This window comes from Kribbella sp. NPDC026611 (assembly GCF_040638345.1).
GTDB lineage: Bacteria > Actinomycetota > Actinomycetes > Propionibacteriales > Kribbellaceae > Kribbella.
Genome location: NZ_JBEZYC010000001.1, coordinates 490640 through 510429, shown reverse-complemented (window position 1 = coordinate 510429; position 19790 = coordinate 490640). Strand labels below are relative to the sequence as shown.

Below are 19790 nucleotides of genomic sequence, written 5' to 3'. Positions count from 1 at the left end.
TTCTGCCGCGCGCGCAGGCGGCTGGCTAGTCGTCGTCCTCGGCGGTGCGGGCCTGGTCGAGGCGGTGCGAGATCTTCGCGGCGCGGGTCTCGATCTTGCCGGCGAGGCGGTCCCGGGCGGCCCGGAGGACGAAGATCGAGAAGATCGAGGACACGATCAGGGCCAGCAGCAGCAGCGGGAACAGGCTCAGCCAGGTGTGCAGGGCGAACCACAGGATGGCGAAGCAGACCGCGAACAGCCCGGCCCGCAGGCCGGAGTAGATAGCGAACTCCTTCACCTCACACCCCGGCGTACGAGTGCAGGCCGGAGACCAGCAGGTTCACCCCGACGAAGTTGAAGATGAACACGAACCAGCCGACGATCGCGATCGTCGCGGCCCGGCGGCCCCGCCAGCCGGCGGTGGCGCGGGCGTGCAGGTAGGCGGCGTACACGACCCAGGTCACCAGGGACCAGATCTCCTTGGGGTCCCAGCCCCAGTACCGGCCCCAGGCGTGCTCGGCCCAGATCGGGCCGGCGACCAGGACGCCGAAGGTCCAGAGCGGGAAGGCGAACGCGAGCACCTTGTACGCCGTACCGTCCATCGCCTCGGCGCTCGGGACGCGGCGCAGCCAGGCCGACATCGTGCCGCCGGCCAGGACCTTGCGCTCGGCGCGGGCCTTGACCAGATAGAGCACGGAGACCAGACCGCCGACCGTGAACGCGCCGCCGGAGATCGCGGCCGAGGAGACGTGGATGACGAGCCAGTAGGAGTGCAGGGCCGGGACGAGCGGGCCGGCCGGGGTGTAGAGCGCGAGCGCGGCGAGGCCGAGCACGGCGGCGATCACGAAGGTGACGCCGAGACCGAGCCACTGCAGCTTGTACTTCTGCACGAATGCCAGGTAGACGATCGCCACCGCCAGCGACGCCGTGATCGAGAACTCGTACATGTTCCCCCACGGCACCCGCTGCGCCGCAACACCCCGAGTGACCACCCCACCGAGGTGCAGCAGGAAGCCCAACCAGGTCAGCAAAAGCCCGATCCGACTCGCCGCCGCCATCCGCTCGACGGGGGCGGCGCCTGCGGCGCCGCTGGAGGAAGGGGAGGCGGCCGAGCCGCCCGCCGCGGAGGACCCGGCCGCGAGGGAGCTGGCCGTGGCGGCCACGCCGGAGGCGACGAGGGCCTCCACGGGCGCCTCCTGCTTCTCCTCCGTCGCGGTAGCGACGGCGGCGCGGCCGAGGGCCCATTCCATGGCGTGGGAGACCATGGCCAGGGCGTAGATCACCGTGGCGGTGGGGATCAGCAGGTTGGAGACTTGTGCGTAGGTCTCCGGGCTCATGGCTGCTCCTCGGTGTTCGGGCCGGCAGGTGGCACAGCAGGTTTCAAGCGTTCGGTGATGGCCTGGATCTCGTCGCCGAGCCCACGCTCGGGACCGCGGTCCAGACCCGCGACCTCGACCACGGTACGCCCGTCCTCGTCGCGCACGCGCACCCAGGTACGCCGTGGGTGGATGAACAGCGACCCCATCAGTCCGAGGATCGCCAGCAGGATTCCGGCGAGCGCGAGGTCGGTCCCGGGCGTGTGGCTGATTTGCAGCTTCACCCACCGGCTGTACCCGTCGAACGTGAGCGACCCGGCCTTGTCCGGCAGCGTGATGCTCTGCCCCGGCGCGAGCTGGAACCGCAGCTTGTCGCCGTCCTTCTGGAACTGGGTCAGCTTCGACTTGTCCAGCTGGTACACGGACTCCGGCTTCCCGGTCTCCGCCTGCGGGCGTCCGTAGTACCCGGTCATCACCAGCACCGGGTTCAGGTCGTCGGGGAACACCGATACCGGGCCGCGCTGGTCGATCACCGCGGTCGGCAGGAAGAACCCTTCGAAACCGAGCGTCTCGGGCCGCGCGTCCGGTGCCTTGATCACGCCGAACGACGAGAAGTTCGTGTCCTGCGGCAGGAACGGCGCCGGCCCGGAGAACGCGACGTTGCCCTGGCCGTCCCGCACCGTGACCCGGGGCGCGTACCCGTGGCCGAGCAGGAAGACACTGCTGCCGTCCAGCTCGAGCGGGTGGTTGACGCGCAGGTCGTACGTCTGCTCCGGCGCGTCCGGCGTCTGCTGGTAGGCCAGCAGCGCGTCGAACGACCGCGCTGCCCCGCGCTGTGGCCCGTCCTGCTGGAACGTCGCCTTGAAGTCCTTCACCGTCAGCGAGAACGGCGGCAGGTCGTCGTCGCCGCGGAACGCGCGCCCCGGCGTGAAGTCGTCGTACTGCGCCACCGTGTTCGCGAAACCGTTGCCCACGACAACCAATACGCTACCGCGGTACCCGAACAGGGCGCCCCACGCGACCCCGACCAGCGCCAGGATCAGCGAGAAGTGGAAGAGCAGGTTGCCCGCCTCGCGCAGGTACCCACGCTCGGCCGCGACGGCACCGTCGTACGTCTGCACCCGGAACCGGCGCTTCCGCAGCTCCCGCGTCGCCACCTCGAGCACGTCGCCGGCGGAGTCCAGCTCGAAGCGCTGGTACCCCGGCAGCCGGTTGAGGTTGCGCGGCGGCTTCGGCGGCCGGGACCGCAACGCCCGCAGGTACACGGACAACCGCGGGACGACGCAGCCGATCAGCGAGATGAACAGCAGCAGGTAGATCGCCGAGAACCAGGCGGACTTGTAGACGTCGAACAGCCCGAGCTTGTCGTACAGCGGCCCGAGCTTCTGGTGCGCCGCGAGGAAGTTCGAGACCTTGACCGGGTCGATCGAGGTCTGCGGGACGAGCGACCCCGGCACCGCGCCGAGCGCGAGCAGGAACAGCAGGACCAGCGCGGTCTTCATCGACGTCAGCTGCCGCCAGGTCCAGCGCAGCCAGCCGACCAGGCCCATCGAGGGTGGCGTGGTGGGTTCGTCCGGGCCGGAGGCGGCGGCGATGCGGTCCCTGACCTCGGTCACGTCACACCGCCGATCCGAAGTTGGCGACCCACTGCCGCAGGTCCGCGGTCATCGCATCCCACACTCCTGTCAACAGCAGCAGTCCCACCGCGATCATCAGTACGCCGCCGATCCGGATCACCAGCAGCTGGTGCTTGCGCACCCACCGCACCGCGGACAGCATCCGCCGGAACGCCAGCGCCGCCACGACGAACGGGATACCCAGCCCCAGGCTGAACACCAGCGCCAGCGTCGCGCCGCGGCCGGTACTGCCCTCGGTCGTGGCGAGCGTCATCACGGTGCCGAGCGTCGGGCCGATGCACGGCGTCCAGCCGAACCCGAACAGTACGCCCAGCAGCGGAGCAGCCGCGATCCCGACCGCCGGCACCCGGTGCACCCGCACGTCCTTCTGCAGGAAGCCGAAGCCACCGAGGAAGACGACACCCAGGACGACGGTCAGCCCGCCGAGCACCCGGGTGATCATGGTCTGGTGGTCGGTCAGCAGGTCACCGGCCTTGCCGAACAGCACGCCGGTCAGGATGAACACGGCCGAGAAGCCGGCGACGAACAACGCCGTACCGGCGAGCATCCGGCCGCGCTTCTCCGAGCCGAGCTCGGCCGCGGACAGCCCCGTCACGTAGGACAGGTAGCCGGGCAGCAGCGGTACGACGCACGGCGAGAAGAACGAGATCGCACCGGCCAGCACTGCGATCGGCAGCGCCACCAGCATCGACCCGTTCATCGAGTCCGCGAACCACTGGCCCATCAGCTTGCGTCTTTCACCATTCCTAGGAGGGTTTGCTTCGTCACTTCACCGACGACCCGGCCGGCGACCTTGCCGTCCTTGTCGATCACCAAAGTGGTCGGGATGGCCTTCGGCGAGATCTGGCCGCGGAAACGCAGCAGGGCCTTACCGTTCGGGTCGTAGATGCTCGGGAACGGTACGCCGAACTCCTGGACGAACTTCTTCGCCGGAGCCGGGTCGAGGTCACGGGTGTTCAACCCGACGAACTGCACCGACGGCCCGAGCTCCTTCGAAGCGGCCACCAGATCGGCGGCTTCCTTGCGGCAGGGTGGGCACCAGGAGCCCCACACGTTCAGGACCACGACCTTGCCCTTGTGGTCGCTGAGCGTCCAGGTCTTGTCGTCGAGGGTCTTGCCGGTCAGCTCGGGCGCGGGCTTGCGGTCCGCGGCGGCGAAGGTCGAGACGTTCCCGTTGCCGCTCACGAAGCCGGCCTGGCCCTGACGGTTCTGAGCCGACTGCTGACCGGAGCTGCAGCCCGCGACCAGGAGCAGTCCCGCAACGACCAACGACGTACGGCGAAACATCACGCGCCACCTACGAACTTCTTGGGGTTCTTGACCGGCAGCAGGTCCTTCGCCGGTTCGGAGTATCCGACGGACACGATCTGCTCGCCGTGGAAGGTGAACGAGGTGAGGCTGGCCAGGCTGCACTGGCGCTTGCGCGGGTCGTGCGGCAGCCGGCGGCCCTCGATCGCGGACCGGACGATCCAGATCGGGAGCTGGTGCGACACGATCAGAGCCTCGTGGCCGGCGGCCTTCTGCCGGGCGGTCTCCATCGCGTCGCGCATCCGGCGGACGATCTGCTGGTACGGCTCACCCCAGGACGGCTTCAGCGGATTCCGCAGCAGCCACCAGGCACTCGGCTGGCGCAGGGCGCCGTCGCCGACGCCGAACTTCTTGCCCTCGAACAGGTTCGCCGCCTCGATCACCCGCTCGTCGATGTCGGGCGTGAGCCCGAGCACGGACGCGATCGGCTGCATCGTCTCCTGGGCCCGCTCCAGCGGCGAGCTGACCAGGTGCACGATGTCGCGGCCCTTTACCTGTTCAGCAACGCGCAGCGCCATTGTCCGGCCGAGCTCGGAGAGGTGGAAGTCGGGGATCCGGCCGTAGAGCACTCCGGTCGGGTTGTGCACCTCGCCGTGCCGCATCAGGTGCACGACCGTGGTTTCGGTCACCGCTTTCCCTTCAGTTCTTGACGGCGGCAGCCGCGCGGGCCGCCGGGGCGAGGGCCGACTCCAGCGCGGCCAGCGCGTCGTCGTCGATGGCGGCACTGACGAACCAGGCCTCGAAGGCGCTCGGCGGCAGGTAGACACCGGCGTCCAGCATGGCATGGAAGAACGCGGCGAACCGGGGCAGCACCTGGGCGTTCGCCCCGGCGAAGTCCCGGATCTCGGCAGCAGCCTCCGAGGACTCCACGAAGAAGACGCTGAAGAGGTTCCCGGCGGCCTGGATGACGTGCGGCACACCTTCCTTGTCCAGCGCGGTCGAGACCAGCCGCTGGATGGTGAGCGAGGTCTCGTCGAGCTTGGCATACACCTCGTCGGTGGCCAGCCGCAGCGTGGTCAGGCCGGCCGCCGTGGCCACCGGGTTCCCGGAGAGGGTGCCGGCCTGGTACACCGAGCCCTCGGGCGCCAGGTGGGACATGATCTCGGCGCGCCCGCCGAAGGCCGCGGCCGGGAAGCCGCCGCCCATCACCTTGCCGAACGTCATCAGGTCCGGCGCGACGCCGTCGACGCCGTACCACCCGGAACGGGTGATCCGGAAGCCGGTCATCACCTCGTCGGAGATGAACAGCGCACCGTTCTCCCGGCAGATCCGCGCGAGGAAGGCGTTGAAGTTGTCGCGCGGCGGGACGACGCCCATGTTGCCCGGCGAGGCCTCAGTCATCACGGCCGCGATCTGGTCGCCGTACTCCGCGAACGCGGCGGCGACCGCGGCCTGGTCGTTGTACGGCAGCACGATGGTGTCGGCCGTGGTCGCCTCGGTGACGCCCGGCGTGCCCGGGATGCCCAGCGTGATGACGCCGGAACCGGCCTGGGCCAGCAACGCGTCCACGTGCCCGTGGTAGCAGCCGGCGAACTTGATGATCTTCGCGCGACCCGTGAACCCGCGGGCCAGGCGCAATGCCGACATCGTTGCCTCGGTCCCGCTCGAGACCAGCCGCACCTTGTCCACCGGCGTCCGGGCGACGATCTCCTCGCCGAGGAGCACCTCGTTCTCGGTCGGGGTGCCGTACGACGTCCCGCGGGCGACGGCGGCCTGGACCGCCGCGACCACCTCGGGGTGCGCGTGACCGAGCAGCAGCGGGCCCCAGGAGCAGACCAGGTCGAGGTAGCGGTTGCCGTCGACATCGGTCATGTGACATCCGTCACCGGAGGCCATGAAACGCGGTACGCCGCCGACGGCGCGGAACGCCCGGACGGGAGAGTTGACCCCGCCAGGGGTGACGGCGGAGGCCCTGTCGAAGAGCGCGGCGGACTGTTCTGTGTGGTCGGGCACGGCCGCCATTCTCCCCGACCGACCGGTGCGTCCGGCGGGCGGGCAGGGCGAAATCCGCCACCGGATCGTCGGCAAGGGGTGTACAGGCGTGTTGTTACGCGCCAGTATGGGTACTCGGTCACCGCGCGTGCACGGTCCGCGCCCGACGCGTAACCCACGCAACGGGGCGGGCGTTAGACCAGGTACGACGGCAACCGAGAACGACTAATAGACATGCCCGCTGCGTGGGGCCGGGCGAGTCGATGAGTCACGGAGGGGAATCATCGATGGCGAAGGGCAAGCGCCGCGCCACGGGAAGCGGGTGGCGTCAGGTGGCGCCGCTGATCCCGGTGGCGTTGTTCGCGAGCGCGTTCACCGTCAGCGCCACGGACGATCCGGCGGTCGCCACGGCGTCGCTGGAGCACGGCCTGTCCGGCAACAACCGGGTCGTCGTACCCAAGCAACCGATCGCCCAGCCGGCCAACCTGCCGGTCCCGGGCAGTGTCGGCCAGGGCATCGATCCGGGTGAGCAGCCGACCCAGGTGGTCTCGGGCCTGTCGAAGAACGGCATTCCGAACGCGGCACTGAAGGCGTACTCCCGGGCCCAGCAGGTGCTGGCCCAGGCCGACCCGGGCTGTCACCTGCCCTGGACGCTGGTGGCCGCGATCGGCCGGGTCGAGTCCAACCACGGCCGCTTCGGCGGCAACACACTCAATTCACAAGGTGTCGCAACGCCGGGGGTCTACGGCCCGCGCCTGGACGGATCGTCCGGGATGGCCAAGATCTCGGACACGGACGCGGGTGCGTTCGACGGTGACGGCGCGTACGACCGCGCGGTCGGGCCGATGCAGTTCATCCCGGGCACCTGGCGGGCCATGGGAGTGGACGGCGACGGCGACGGCGTGCGGAACCCGCAGGACATCGACGACGCGGCCATGACGACCGGGGTGTACCTGTGCGCCGGCAAGGTCGACCTGTCCAACGCGAGCGACCTGAACGCGGCGGTCCTGCGCTACAACCACTCACAGCAGTACGCCGACCTCGTGATCAGCATCGCCAAGGCGTACGCGGGCGGCAGCTGGATCGCGGTCGGCAACGACAGCTCGGGCGACGACTCCAACCAGGCCGAGAACCAGATCGGCGACCCGACGATCGACGCGCCGGCGGACCACAACCTGCCGCAGGCGACCGATCTGACCTCGTACCCGCCGGTCAAGCCGACGCCGACCGTGGTCGAGGGCCGGACGGACAAGCCGACGACCACGCCGACCAAGCGGCCGCCGACAACCAGTAGGCCGACGACACCGCCGACGACGTCCAAGCCACCGACGACCTCGAAGCCGCCGACCAGCAAACCGCCGACGAGCCAGCCGCCGACCACGAAGCCGCCGGCGGCGGACCCGGTCGCGAAGCTGACCACCGCGGTCGGGACCGTCGTCGGCACAGTCGGCAGCACGGTGACCGAGCTCAAGACGGCCACGAGCTACTGCCAGTCCGAGATGGCGAAGGTGACGATCACCAAGCCGACCCTGGACCAGCTGCAGAAGTGCGTGACCGCCTACCAGACCGGCGGCACCAAGGCCGTCGACCAGGTGATCCGCAACCTGCTCTCCGTGCTCGGGCTACTGGGCATTCTCGGTACCGGAGTCCTCGGGAGCTGATCCCCACAGACCGGCGCGCCTGCCCCCACCCCTCCCTCGGCGCGCCCCTGGCGACGCCACGAAGCATCCCCCCGCTTCGTGGCGTCGCCCTTTTGTTTATCGCTCTACCTGCCAAGCCTTCTCGATCGTCTGGCTGATGCTGTTGCCCAGGAGATCGGTCGCGGTGACTCGGACGGTCGCGTAGGAGCCCGCGGGTGCGCCCGGTAGCTGAGCCCGGCTGCCGCGGAGGTGCAAGCGCTGCCAGGTCTTCCCGTCGTACGAGATCTCGGCGGTCGTGCGGAAGATGCCGAAGCCGCGGTACCCCGGCTGGTAGCTCGGCCTCAGCGTGAGCCAGCCGTCCCTGTGCTGATAGTCGATCTGCACGAGCGGCAGCACCCCGCTTTGTCTCGAGTAGAAGTGCCACTGGGTGTGCGTGGCCGTCGACGTGGTCGCCCAACTGGCCGGCCCCCGCTTCTGATCGAGCGTCAGGTCGTACCAAGCCCCTTGCGCCGGTACTGCGAACTGCGCGACCGACCAGTCTTTCTTGCCGAGGAGAACGCCCTTGCTACTGAGCGCCAGACTCGTCGTATCCCCTCGATCGCCCCAGCCGTAGACGGAACGGTCTCCATCGACGTACTGCGGAATCGCCACCCGCAGCGCGTTCTCGAACCGCGCCGGCGGCCAGCCCTGCTCCTCGTCACCTGGAGCAGATGACAAACCCGGTACGGCGGGACGCATCAGCGGCTCCCACCACGACCGGTCCAGGTGCTCGCCGGGGCGGTAGCCCCGCGCGAGGGTGTGCTCGAACCCGCTCTCGTTCCACTCTCCCGCCGAGGTCGTCTCGTCCCAGGTGACTCCGGTCAGGTCAGTGGCGAGGTAATCGGTCCGATGCACGGGACCCTTCACGGACCGGGCCGCGGTCAGACCGGTCGCGATCCCCGGGAGGTGCGCAACCCGCTGCTCGGTGTGCAGGAACCATGCGTCGTTCCGCTCGAAGTCGGTGCTGATCACGGCCGGCCGCATCTTCCCGAGGTCGTACGTCAGCGGCCGGTTGATGACCGACGGCCCGACCGCGAGGTCGTACCGATAGGTGCTGTCCTGCACACCGGTCAGCTGCAGCGTCGCCGGGTGCTGGGCGAGAAGTTGCGCACCCTCCTCGGCCTTCAGCAGGTAGACCGGGATCTCTTGCTCGCTGCCTGTGGACCAGAAGCCAGGCGCCGGGTTGTACAGGAACACGACCTTCGCCCCGGCCGCCTTCGCTGCTTTCACCTGGTCATCCGTCTGGTCGTAACCGGTCCAGCGGATCAGGGCGATCTTGTCGCGCGCACCGGTCAGCTCAGCGGGTGTCCCGTCGCCTGCGTCGTACAGCGGCAGCTTCTCGTTGCCGACATAGACCGTTCGGTACGAGCCGGGACCGGGTGTCGGCAGCCGGCCGGCACCGGGGACGTCGACGGTCAGCTGCGGCTGCGCGAGGTCCCAGCGCTGCACGACCTGGAAGGTGCCGGAGGCAACCTTGCCGAAGTCTTGCACATAGACACCGTCGGCGATCTTCCCGTCGAAGCCCCAGCCCGACACCGCGTCCCGGGCGCCGACCTTGCGGTGCCAGGCGATGCCGATGCTGTGCGGATCGGCCCGCAGCGGGGTCTTCACCGTCACCTTGTTCGCCTTGCGGGCGTCGAAGGTGAACGTTCGGTCTCGGTCGATCCACTCGTCCGGGTCGCCGAGCAGGACGACCGAGTCCGTCCAGTCCGCCTCGTCGACACCCATCGCGAACGCCATCACGGAGTACCGACCGGTCGGTACGTCGAGCGTCTTGCTGCCGGTCGGCCCGAACGCGATCGCGGTCACGTCACCGGTGTCCTGGTTCCACAGCTGTACGCCGCTGACGTCTTTGCCGGCCGGCTGCCCGTCGCGACCGATCGCCTTCACGGTCACCTGGTTCAACCGCCCACCGGCGGCAAACCCCAGCCCGGTCCGGTACGCCGTCCCGCCCGACCGCGCGGTGAGCACGCCGGCGTACTTGGCGGGCTTGGTCTTCGCCAGGTCCAAGGTCACCGTCGCAGTCGCAGCCCCACCCGCCGGCACGACCAGCCGCGAGGGAGACACCGCCAAAGCCGCCCGCACGCCGGCTGGGGACTGGGCCTGCACGGACAGGTCCAGCGCGATCGGATTCTTCGTATTGTTGTGATAGGCAACCGTCTTGGTCACGGGCGGCGGCGCCTGACCCGTCCAGGAGAGATCGCCGAAGAACAAGTTGGCCGTGTCCGGCAACACCTTGGGGTCGAGGGCGTTCGGGATGTCGACCCGGCCCAGACCTTGCTGGTCGGTGCGAGCACCGCGCGAGGGCACCGCGGTCGAGGCGAGCGCGGCCTTCAGCTGCGGACCGGTCCAGTCCGGGTGTCGCTGCGCCAGGATCGCCGCAGCACCGGCGACGTGCGGCGTCGCCATCGACGTACCGCTCATTGCTATGTAGTACTGGTCGAGCACGCGACCTTCGTCGGTGCCGGCCGCCCGGGCGGCCGCGATCTCCACCCCGGGCGCGGTGATCTCCGGCTTCAACGCCCCGTCGCCGACCCGCGGACCGCGGCTCGAGAAGTTCGCGAGCTTGTCGTCGCGGTCCACTGCGCCGACGGTCAGTGCCTCGGTCGCCGCTCCGGGAGACCCGACGGTTTCCTCGGCGCCGGAGTTGCCGGCGGCGATCACGAACAACGCGCCGCTCGACTTCGAGAGCCGGTCGACTGCCTCGCTCATCGGGTCGGTCCCGTCGGACGGCCAGCCGCCGAGGCTCATGCTGACGACCTTCGCGCCCTGCTGGACGGCCCACTCCATGCCGGCGATCGCCTCGGAGTCGAGCCCGTCGCCGCCGTTGTCGAGCACCTTGCCGATCAGCAGGTCGGCGCCCGGCGCGACGCCCTTCCGCTTGCCGCCGGACGCCGTACCGAGGCCGGCCACGATCGACGCCGTGTGCGTGCCGTGGCCGTTCAGGTCCTGGACCGTCTGATCGGGGATGAAGCTTTGCGACGCGGCGACCTGGTGCGCGAGGTCAGGGTGCCCGGCGTCGTACCCGGTATCGAGGACCGCGACCTTCACGCCCCGTCCGTCGTACCCGGCCTTCCAGGCGGTCGGCGCGCCGATCTGCTGGGTCGACCGGTCGAGCGTCGCGTGTGTGCGCCCGTCGAGCCAGACCTTGGTGAGCTGGCTCGATGCGAAGGTCTTCGGCCCGCTGATACCTGCCCAGAAGGTCGACGCGTCGGACTTCCGCACAGTCACCGCCGTGCTGCCGACACTGGGCAGGGTACGGCGGAACGTCGCGGCCGCCGGGGTGGAAGGGGCGCTGCGCAGGGTGGACGGTGCAGTGAGGAGGAGGGGCAAGCGATCACTGCTGGCGTCGTCGTACCCCTGCGCAGCGAGCTCGGTGAGGTTGAAGAGCCGCTGGTCCAGGCGGCCCGAGGTGAGCAGCGGATAGGCCTTGGCCGGGACCAGGCTGAGCTCGCCGTCGAACGTGCCGAAGTAGTACGGCTCGTCGTCGGTCAGGTGGGCGGAGACCTGGCCGTTCGAGCTGGTCGTCAGCTCGGCGACGTCGCCGGTGACCAGGGTGATCCGCTTCGTCGTAGCGCCAGGGCCTGCCGGACTCGCGGCGGCAGGCCCTGGCCGTGATGGCTCCGCGTGGGCCGGGATCGTCGTCAGCAGCAGGGAACCGACGACGAGCAGGCTCGTGATGGTCCGGGACGCTCGAACAGACACTGGCGGACACCTCCCGAGGCCCCGACCCACGCGAGGCCATCGTCGGAACCCTGACAGTTGCCGTCAGCCCCGGTCCATCGATCCCGCTGACCTACATCCGCCATGACCGGATCCGGTCATGGCGGACGGAAGACCGCAAGGGGTCAGGCGAAGCGCTTGGCGATCTGCTCGACCCGGTCGACCAGGTCCAGGTCGTAGGCGACACCGGGCACGTAGAAGATCACGTAGTCGGCGCCGGCCTCGAGCGCGGCCTCCACCTTGTCCGCGATCTCGTCCTCGGTGGCGATGGTGTTGTCCCGGTCGAACTTCTCCCGGTCCATCGGACCAACGGCCTTCGCGGTCGCCTTCTGCGGGTCGTCACCCTTGTCGATCGGGAACACGTTCAGCCCGGTCGACTTGACGATCTCGTCGTAGTCGCGGCCGACCTTCTGGCAGTGCGCCCGGAGGATGTCGCACTTCTCCCTGATCACCTCGGGGTTGCCGCCGCCGATGTTCGCGGCGTCGCCGTACTGCGCGACCAGCTTCAGCGTCACCTTCGGGCCGCCGCCGCCGATCCAGAAGCTCGGGTGCGGCTTGCGGACGCCCTTCGGCTCGTTGATCGGCGCGTCGATCGAGTAGTACTTGCCGTTGTAGACCGGCTTGTCCTCGGTCCACATCTTGTAGATGATCTCGGTCGCCTCGCGGAACGCCGCCATCCGCTCCGGCACGTCGGTCCACTCGTAGCCGTAGGCCTTCCACTCGTGCTCGTACCAGCCCGCGCCGATCCCGGCGTACAGGCGGCCGTGGCTGGCGACGTCGACGGTGGACGCGATCTTCGCGTACAGCGCCGGGTTGCGGTAGCCGTTGCAGCCGACCATCTGGCCGATGTTCACCCGCTTGGTGTCACGGGCCAGGGCGGCCGTGGCTGACCAGCACTCGAAGGTGGTGTTGTCGCTCGGCTCCGGCACGGTGTGGAAGTGGTCGAACAGCCAGATCGAGTCCCACGACCCCTCGTCGGCCCGCTTGGCGACATTCGTCATCGCTTCCCACTGCTCGATCGGATCCGCGATCTGCGCCAGATCCATCTTCCAGCCCTGCGGGACGAAGATCCCGAAACGTGTAGTCATACCGCCATCCTTTCCGGCGGCGGCGGTCGTGGTCCATCCATCCGAGTACTGAATTCTGGATCAATCGGACCACTGGAACTTCTTAATTGGCCGGCGGTCCGGGAACGACCGGCGAGTCGGTCCCGGACCACTTCGCCACTGTTGTGCGCTTACTGGGCGATTACTGGGCTACTACTGCGCGCTGAGCACCCCGGCGCCGACACCGGGACCTGGGCGATGCACGGCCCGGGCGGCCAGGATCGCGTTCAGGGCGATCGGGGCCAGACGGCCGCCGAACTCCTGCCGGGTGAGGGCCGCGACCCCGACGGCGGTCGGCGCGGACGCCGACGTACCGAAGAAGCGGCAGGCCCCGGTCAGTGTGGTCGGGCAGGTGCCGGAGCCGAACCCACCGGCGCCGCTGACCGAGACGCCGTCCGACGCGAGCCAGTACGGCGCCGGGAAGCTCACCGTGCCCTTGCCGGAGATCCCGGTGCACGGACCAGGCTTGCCGCCCGGGCACCGGGTGGTCGTGACGAGCTGGATCGGACCGGCCGCGCTGTAGGACTCGAGCGGCGTGGTCTTCGGGTCGACCGAGACACTCGCGTTCACCGCTCCCGCGCTGGTGGCGAAGCCGAGGTAGTTCGCGTCGGGGTTCATCGAGCCGGCCCGCTCCGGCGGGTCGAGCGTCTGGACGCCGGCCGACAGCGCCCGCCAGCGCAGGTCCAGGGTCGGCGCCTTCGTCGCGGTCGACGTGCCCTGGACGTCGACGACGAGCTTCACGGTCTGGGCGGCACCGGTCGTGTTCTGGTAGATGAACTGCTCGATCGTGTCGCCGACGCCGTTGGCCTGGACCGCGTTGCTGTACGCGAGGCAGTTCGTGCCGGTGCTGTCCATCAGGTACAGGTTGAGGTCGGTGAAGCCACCCTGGCCGGCGGTCGGGTAGATCGCCCGCGGCTCGCTCCACTGCAGGGTCGGCATCACGGTCGCACCGGGCAGCAGGTTGAGGTTGTACGACGTGTCGTCGCCGCGCAGCTTCACCACGTTGTCCGGGTTCGTCGGGCAGTTGGTGAACGGACCGGTCGCACCGTCCGCACCCGCGCCGGTCCCGACCGCGGGCATCCGCGGCGCGTGCCGGGCGCCGAGGTTGCCGGCCGACGAGCTCACAAAGATGCCGTGCCGGGCCAGCGCCTCGGCGGTGGCGGCGCCGATGCCCTGCTGGAACACGGGCTCGTCGTCGAGCGCGATGTCCTCGGCGATCATCGTCACCCCCGCGTTGGCCAGCGTGTGGAACGCCTCGACGTACTGCGCGTTGGTGTCCTGCGTGCTGGCGTAGGCGAGCTTCGCGCCCGGCGCGAGGTCGTGGATGATCTCGAGCATCGCGGTGCCCTCGTCGTCGTCGTACGACGCGGCCTGCTGGAGGACCTGCACATCGGCCGGCAGCTCACCCTGCGCGATCGCGTCGGCGATGTGGTCCACGTCGCCGGAGATCGCACCGATCTTCTGTCCGCGGCCGGTGAGACCGCTCGCCTGTGCCAGGTCCGCCTTGTGCAACTGCACACCTTCGGTGGTCACCGGCCCGACGTCGACCTGCGGCCGGACCGAGGGCCGCAGCGCGGTCACCCAGCCGAGCGCCGCGACCGCGTCCAGCTTGTCCGGCGGGACCGAGGCCGAGACCAGTCCGGTCTCCGGCAGGTCCGCGCCCGGCACGCTCTTGAAGTTCGCGGAGTTCTTCAGCACCGCCACACCGAGCGACGTCAGGGCAGCTTCCTGCTGCGCGGTCACCGGCGAAGCGGCATAGATCTCGACCCCGAGCCGGCCGCTCCCGTCAACCTTCAGCGCCTTGGGCAACGCGCTCGCCGACTTGCTCTTGGCGGTGGCCTTGGCGGCGGCGTCCCGCAGCATCGACGGGACCTTCATCGAACCGGCACCAGGCCGCGCATCCTGCGCCGCGGAGGCCGGCGACCCCAGGGCCACCACCGCCAACGGCACCACCAGCGCGACACTGCTCAGCACATACCGAAGTTTCATCAGACTCCCCCACTCCAGGCGTCCCCGAGAGCCACACCCTCACAAACCAGCAACCCGGTGTCCAGATCTCGCAGCGGACCGCGGGCTAAGTCAAGGGTCCTCATTCGCGCTGTGAGAGCGCTCTAGTTCCGGAACCGCTGGAGCCTTGACTCGGGTCGCGGCAGCGCCGAGAGTCGGGCTCGACGCGGGTCCGTCCACCCTGCCTAGTCCCGCCCTGCCTTGTGAGGAGTCGCCCATGCCCAGGTGGCCTGCACGTTTGTCCCTTCGCACTCGAAGGAGGGTGGCCGGTGTCGTCGTGACGGCGCTGCTGGCCGCCGGCCTGGTCAGTACGCCCGGCATCAGCGCGGCCGCCGACGACCCCACGCCGAGCACGCTCGCCGCCTTCGAGGGCGGCGAGCCGTTCGCGTACCCGCCGAACGCGGGCATCTTCACCTGGGGCAGCGACGCCGACGACCCGCCGACGATGGAGCTGCAGGAGCGTGCCGACGCTCCGGCCGGGAGCAAGGTCCTGCACGGCACTTACAACATCAGCGGGTACGGCGGCTTCAGCCACGACATCACGTACGACGTCAACCCGGCCGACTGGTCGGCGTACAAGGGCATCCGCTTCTGGTGGTACGGCCAGAACACCGCGCCGCTGCCGCCCGGCTCCGGGAAGCGGATCTTCTTCGAGATCAAGGACGGCGGCGCGAACGCGGAGGCGTCGGAGCTGTGGAACACCAGCTTCACCGACGACTGGCAGGGCTGGCACCAGGTCGAGATCCCGTTCAGCCAGCTCGTGTACCGCGGCGACTACCAGCCGGTCGGCGGCATCGACCAGGTGCTCAACCTGACGCACATGTGGGGTTACGCGTTCACGATGCCGGTCGGGTCGCCGGGTGAGTTCGCCATCGACCAGGTCGAGGTGTACGGCAAGGCCGATCCCGCGCTGAAGGCAAGCGTGCTCACCGACGCCGGCGTCTACCCAGTCAAGGAAGGTGGCACGGCCCAGGTCAAGGTCTCGGTCGCGACCACGGACGGTACGCCGCTCGGCGAGCCGGTGACCGTGGACTACAAGACCGGGACGGGCAGCGCCTCCGCCGACGACTACACCCCCGTCAGCGGCACGCTCACGTTCCCGGCCGGCACCAGCTCCGGGAGCACCCAGACCGTCGCGGTGACGACTCGCAAGGACAACACGGCGGAGGCCGCGGAGACCATTCCGCTCGAGCTCACGGTCACCAACGCGAAGGCACCCACGACTCAGCCCGTCGCGGTGATCAACGCGCACGACCTGCCCTACCTCAACGCGAAGCTCCCGCTCAAGAAGCGCGTCGACGATCTGCTCGCTCGGATGACCACGGCGGAGAAGGTCGGCCAGATGACCCAGGCCGAGCGGAACGCCCTCCGCGCGCGCTCCGACATCGCGACGTACGCGCTCGGCTCGCTGCTCTCGGGCGGTGGATCGGTGCCGTCACCGAACACCCCGGCCGCGTGGGCGGCGATGATCAACACGTTCCAGCTGAACGCGCAGGCCACCCGGCTGCAGATTCCGTTGATCTACGGTGTCGACGCCGTGCACGGCCACAACAACGTGGTCGGGGCGACGATCCTGCCGCACAACATCGCGATCGGCGCCACCCGTGATCCCGATCTGGCCCGGCGTACCGGTGAGGTGACCGCGACCGAGGTCCGCGCCACCGGCATCCCGTGGGACTTCGCGCCCTGCGTCTGCGTGGTCCGCGACGACCGCTGGGGACGCGCCTACGAGGGGTACGGCGAGGACCCGGCCCTGGTCCAGTCGATGGAGACCGTCATCACCGGCCTGCAGGGCAAGGCGGACGGCAGTCAGCTCAAGCAGAACGACCACGTACTCGCCACCGCGAAGCACTTCGTCGGCGACGGCGGGACGACGTACGGCAGCTCGACAACCGGTTCGTACAAGATCGACCAGGGTGTCACGCAGGTCACGCGGCAGCAGCTGGAGACGGTGCACCTGCCGCCGTTCAAGACCGCGGTCGACCTCGGCATCGGCGCCGTGATGCCGTCGTACTCGAGCATGTCGATCGACGGCGCCGCGCCGCTGAAGATGCACGGCAACGGCGAGCTGATCAACGGCGTACTCAAGCAGCGGATGGGCTTCGGCGGGTTCGTGATCAGCGACTGGCAGGCGATCGACCAGCTGCCGGGCGACTACGCGAGCGACATCCGGACGTCGATCAACGCCGGCCTGGAGATGATCATGGTGCCGACCAACTACCAGGCCTTCACCCAGGGCCTGAGCACCGAGATCGCGGCCGGGACCATCCCGATGACCCGGATCGACGACGCGGTCCGGCGGATCCTGACCGAGAAGTTCAAGCTCGGGCTCTTCGAGCACCCGTACGCCGACACCTCGAACAGCTCCACCATCGGGTCGGCCGCGCACCGTGCCGTCGGTCGCGAGGCCGCCGCCAAGTCCCAGGTGCTGTTGAAGAACGACGACAACCTGTTGCCGTTGGCACCGACTTCGAAGGTTTACGTTGCCGGTAGCAACGCCAATGACCTGGGCAACCAGATGGGCGGCTGGAGCATCACCTGGCAGGGCGGTTCCGGCGCAACAACCACCGGTACGACGATCCTCGACGGGATCAAGCAGGTGGTACCGGACGCGACCTTCAGCGCGGACGCCTCCGCTCCGCTCGAGGGTCACGACGTCGGCGTGGTCGTGGTCGGCGAACGCCCGTACGCCGAAGGAATCGGTGACGTCGGCAACGGTCACGACCTGCTGCTGTCGGCCGCCGACAAGGCCGCGGTCGACAAGGTCTGCGGCGCGATGAAGTGCGTGGTGCTCGTCGTGTCCGGACGTCCGCAGGTCGTCACCGACCAGCTCGGCAAGATCAACGCGCTGGTGGCGTCGTGGCTACCGGGGACCGAGGGTGCCGGGGTTGCGGACGTGCTGTTCGGCAAGGTGCCGTTCAGCGGTCGGCTGCCGGTGAGCTGGCCGCGCACGGAGGCCCAGCAGCCGTTGAACGTCGGCGATGCGTCGTACGACCCGCAGTACCCGTTCGGTTGGGGTCTGACCACGCAGGCGGCGGCTCGACAGGCTCTCACCGAGGCCCGCAACAGCCTGCTGCGTAAGCACGACGCCTACTCGGTGGCGGCCGCGCTCGCAGCCTCCGTTGCGCTGGGTGTCAAGGACTGGTCCGGTCCGCAGGCTCCGATCGCACTTGCGGCGGCGGCTCAGTCGACCAGGCTCCTCGAGCGCACCACAGCCGACACCTTCGCCGAGGACGACGCTGTGGTCGGTGTGGCCCGGTGGGTCGCGCAGAACCACATCGGGCAGAACCAGACCGAGCCGACCTCCAAGCTGATCTCGGACGCCGACCACCTGGTGTTGTCGGGTCAGCCGAGCGGTGCGGTCGCCAAACTGATCGCAGCCTCGAAGTAGCAAGCTGATGGCCGGGACGGCGAACCCCTCGCCCGTCCCGGCCACCAGGTCTGTCAACGCGGCAGCTTGACCGCGGCCGCGCGGGCCAGCTTGTCGAAGTTCGGCGCGGCGACGCCCGGACCCATCTCGCGGAAGGCCAGGACCGAGACGTTGGTGCCCTTGAGCGTGACGGCGTACGGGAAGCCGCCGGCCTCGCTGCCCGGGTCACTCGGCTTCGGGTAGTCGTACCAGCGGATCACCTGGGTGAGGTCGCCGGAGGCGCCCTTGACCACGCGGTTCTCGGTGATCTTGCGGGCGTGCGTCGGCGACGGCTTGCTGTACGTGCAGGTCTTCAGCGTCGCGATCACCGAGTTGTACGCCGCCCGCGCGGTGGCGGCGTTGGCGTAGTGGCTGACGTACTGCGCGCCCCAGGCGGCCACGTCGTCGGTGTAGCCGCGGGCCATCCGGGACGAGACGTGCCTGCCCTCGGTCGACGCCGGTCCGCAGTAGGTCTTGGGCAGAATGCCCTTGTCGACCTGGATGCTCCACTTGTGCGCGGGGTCGGCCTTCCGAACCTCCGCGACCGTGAGCAGCTGGCTCCGGGCCGGTGTGGCCGTCGTGCTCGTGGTCTGTGCGTCCGCGGCGCCCATGTTCAGGACTGCGAAACCGCCCGCCGCCACCATCGCGGCCACTCCCCCGGCAACCGCCACCCGCAGCTTGTTGCCCATAACAACCTTCATGTCCTTCGTTCCCCTCGTCACCTGGTTGTGCCAGAAGAGACGGGCGAACGGACAGAAAAGTTCGTTCCGGTCTAGACAAACTGCCGGCTGCGCAGCCGGCGCAGCATGCGGGCGTCCTCGAAGCCGACGGTCCGGGCCGCCGACTCGATCGTGCTGCCGTGGCCGATCAGGTGCTCGGCGCGTTCCAGCCGGAGGAGTTGCTGGTACCGCAGCGGCGTGAGGCCGGTGGCCGCCGTGAAGAGCCGGGTCAGCGTCCGCTCGCTCACCCCGACCTCGCCGGCCAGGTCGGCGAGCAGCAGCCGCTCGGCGAACCGGGCGTCGATCACGTCCTGCACGCGGTGGGCGAGATCGCTGAGGTGGCCGCGGTGCCGGAGCATCGCACTGTCCTGCAACTCGTCACCGTTGCGCCGCGCGAACACGACCATCTGCCGCGCGACCCGCGCTGCGGCCTCGGCGCCATGCGCGGACGCGACCAGGTGCAACGCCAGATCGATCCCGCTCGCGATCCCGGCCGACGTGATGACGCGGTCGTCGACGACGTACAGGACGTCGCGCACGATCGTTGCTCGCGGGTAGCGGGCCGCCATCTCGTCGGTCAGGTCGTGGTGTGTGGTGTAGCGGCGGCCGTCGAGCAGGCCGGCGGCGCCGAGGGCGTCGGCGCCCGAGCACACGCTGGCCACGGATCCGCCGGCGGCGTGGTGGTCGCGGATCCGCTGCCGGGTCTCCGGCGCGATCGGCGGGACCGGCGACAACCGTGGCGAGCGCCAACCGGGGACCACGATCAGGTCGTCCGGTCCGAGCTCCGGCCACTCCAGCCGGGCCCGGATCGGGACGCCTTGCGCGGTCGGAATCTCTTCGACCTCGGCGACATAACTGACGTCGTACCCGTAGCCGAGGTCGTTCGCCGTACTGAACACCTGAGCCGGCCCGGCCAGATCGAGCAGGTGCAGTCGGGGCACCAAGACGAAGACGACTCGGGTAGGGCGCATCTGG

The 19790-nt window shown here is 69.5% G+C and carries 14 protein-coding genes; 2 read left to right on the top strand and 12 right to left on the bottom strand.

The genetic code is table 11. The annotated features are described in order from the left end of the window. Window positions 1-25: 25 nt before the first annotated feature. The 7 genes from AB0E69_RS02510 to hemL are packed head-to-tail and all read right to left on the bottom strand — an operon-like array spanning window position 26 to window position 6202. Complete coding sequence (locus AB0E69_RS02510; protein ID WP_360138308.1) at window positions 26-277, bottom strand: DUF4229 domain-containing protein; 252 nt, start codon at window positions 275-277, stop codon at window positions 26-28. A gap of 1 nt (window position 278) precedes the next feature. Next, the gene (ccsB, locus tag AB0E69_RS02505) at window positions 279-1316 is read right to left on the bottom strand and encodes a c-type cytochrome biogenesis protein CcsB (protein WP_360138305.1); all 1038 of its coding nucleotides are present in this window, start codon (window positions 1314-1316) and stop codon (window positions 279-281) included. Further along, entirely contained in the window at window positions 1313-2911 is a 1599-nt protein-coding gene (locus tag AB0E69_RS02500) for a cytochrome c biogenesis protein ResB (RefSeq protein ID WP_360138302.1), read from the bottom strand. Before AB0E69_RS02500 ends, ccsB begins: the two co-directional genes overlap by 4 nt. A gap of 1 nt (window position 2912) precedes the next feature. Then, window positions 2913-3656 carry a cytochrome c biogenesis protein CcdA gene (locus tag AB0E69_RS02495; RefSeq protein ID WP_360138299.1) on the bottom strand — a complete coding sequence of 248 codons (744 nt, stop codon included), beginning with the start codon at window positions 3654-3656 and terminating at the stop codon, window positions 2913-2915. After that, on the bottom strand, window positions 3656-4219 hold the full coding sequence (locus AB0E69_RS02490; protein WP_360138296.1) for a TlpA disulfide reductase family protein: 564 nt from the start codon (window positions 4217-4219) through the stop codon (window positions 3656-3658). The genes AB0E69_RS02495 and AB0E69_RS02490 overlap by 1 nt, the downstream gene beginning before the upstream one ends. After that, a complete protein-coding gene (locus tag AB0E69_RS02485) occupies window positions 4219-4842 on the bottom strand; it encodes a histidine phosphatase family protein (protein ID WP_360140369.1) in 624 nt (207 codons plus the stop codon). The genes AB0E69_RS02490 and AB0E69_RS02485 overlap by 1 nt, the downstream gene beginning before the upstream one ends. A 37-nt stretch (window positions 4843-4879) precedes the next feature. Beyond that, complete coding sequence (gene hemL, locus AB0E69_RS02480; RefSeq protein ID WP_360138293.1) at window positions 4880-6202, bottom strand: glutamate-1-semialdehyde 2,1-aminomutase; 1323 nt, start codon at window positions 6200-6202, stop codon at window positions 4880-4882. Between the two features lie 257 nt (window positions 6203-6459). Here hemL and AB0E69_RS02475 point away from each other — a divergent pair, with 257 nt between their 5' ends. Then, entirely contained in the window at window positions 6460-7833 is a 1374-nt protein-coding gene (locus AB0E69_RS02475; protein ID WP_360138290.1) for a lytic murein transglycosylase, read from the top strand. 96 nt (window positions 7834-7929) lie between these two features. Here the strand turns inward: AB0E69_RS02475 and AB0E69_RS02470 are convergent, their stop codons facing one another. The 3 genes from AB0E69_RS02470 to AB0E69_RS02460 form a co-directional block, all read right to left on the bottom strand. After that, a complete protein-coding gene (locus AB0E69_RS02470) occupies window positions 7930-11556 on the bottom strand; it encodes a S8 family peptidase (RefSeq protein WP_360138287.1) in 3627 nt (1208 codons plus the stop codon). 143 nt (window positions 11557-11699) lie between these two features. Then, on the bottom strand, window positions 11700-12662 hold the full coding sequence (locus tag AB0E69_RS02465; RefSeq protein WP_360138284.1) for an LLM class F420-dependent oxidoreductase: 963 nt from the start codon (window positions 12660-12662) through the stop codon (window positions 11700-11702). A gap of 171 nt (window positions 12663-12833) precedes the next feature. Beyond that, window positions 12834-14669 (bottom strand): hypothetical protein, encoded by a 1836-nt coding sequence (locus AB0E69_RS02460; RefSeq protein ID WP_360138281.1) that lies wholly within the window; start codon window positions 14667-14669, stop codon window positions 12834-12836. A 280-nt stretch (window positions 14670-14949) separates the two neighbouring features. Here AB0E69_RS02460 and AB0E69_RS02455 point away from each other — a divergent pair, with 280 nt between their 5' ends. Next, window positions 14950-18078, top strand: a complete 3129-nt coding sequence (locus tag AB0E69_RS02455; protein WP_360138278.1) for a glycoside hydrolase family 3 N-terminal domain-containing protein — start codon at window positions 14950-14952, stop codon at window positions 18076-18078. Window positions 18079-18131: 53 nt separating this feature from the next. On the opposite strand, the gene AB0E69_RS02450 is transcribed toward AB0E69_RS02455, so the two are convergent. Further along, entirely contained in the window at window positions 18132-18797 is a 666-nt protein-coding gene (locus tag AB0E69_RS02450) for a hypothetical protein (protein WP_360138275.1), read from the bottom strand. Window positions 18798-18868: 71 nt separating this feature from the next. Continuing rightward, window positions 18869-19786: a DJ-1/PfpI family protein gene (locus AB0E69_RS02445; RefSeq protein WP_360138272.1), complete on the bottom strand. Its 918-nt coding sequence runs from the start codon at window positions 19784-19786 to the stop codon at window positions 18869-18871. Between the last annotated feature and the right edge of the window lie 4 nt (window positions 19787-19790).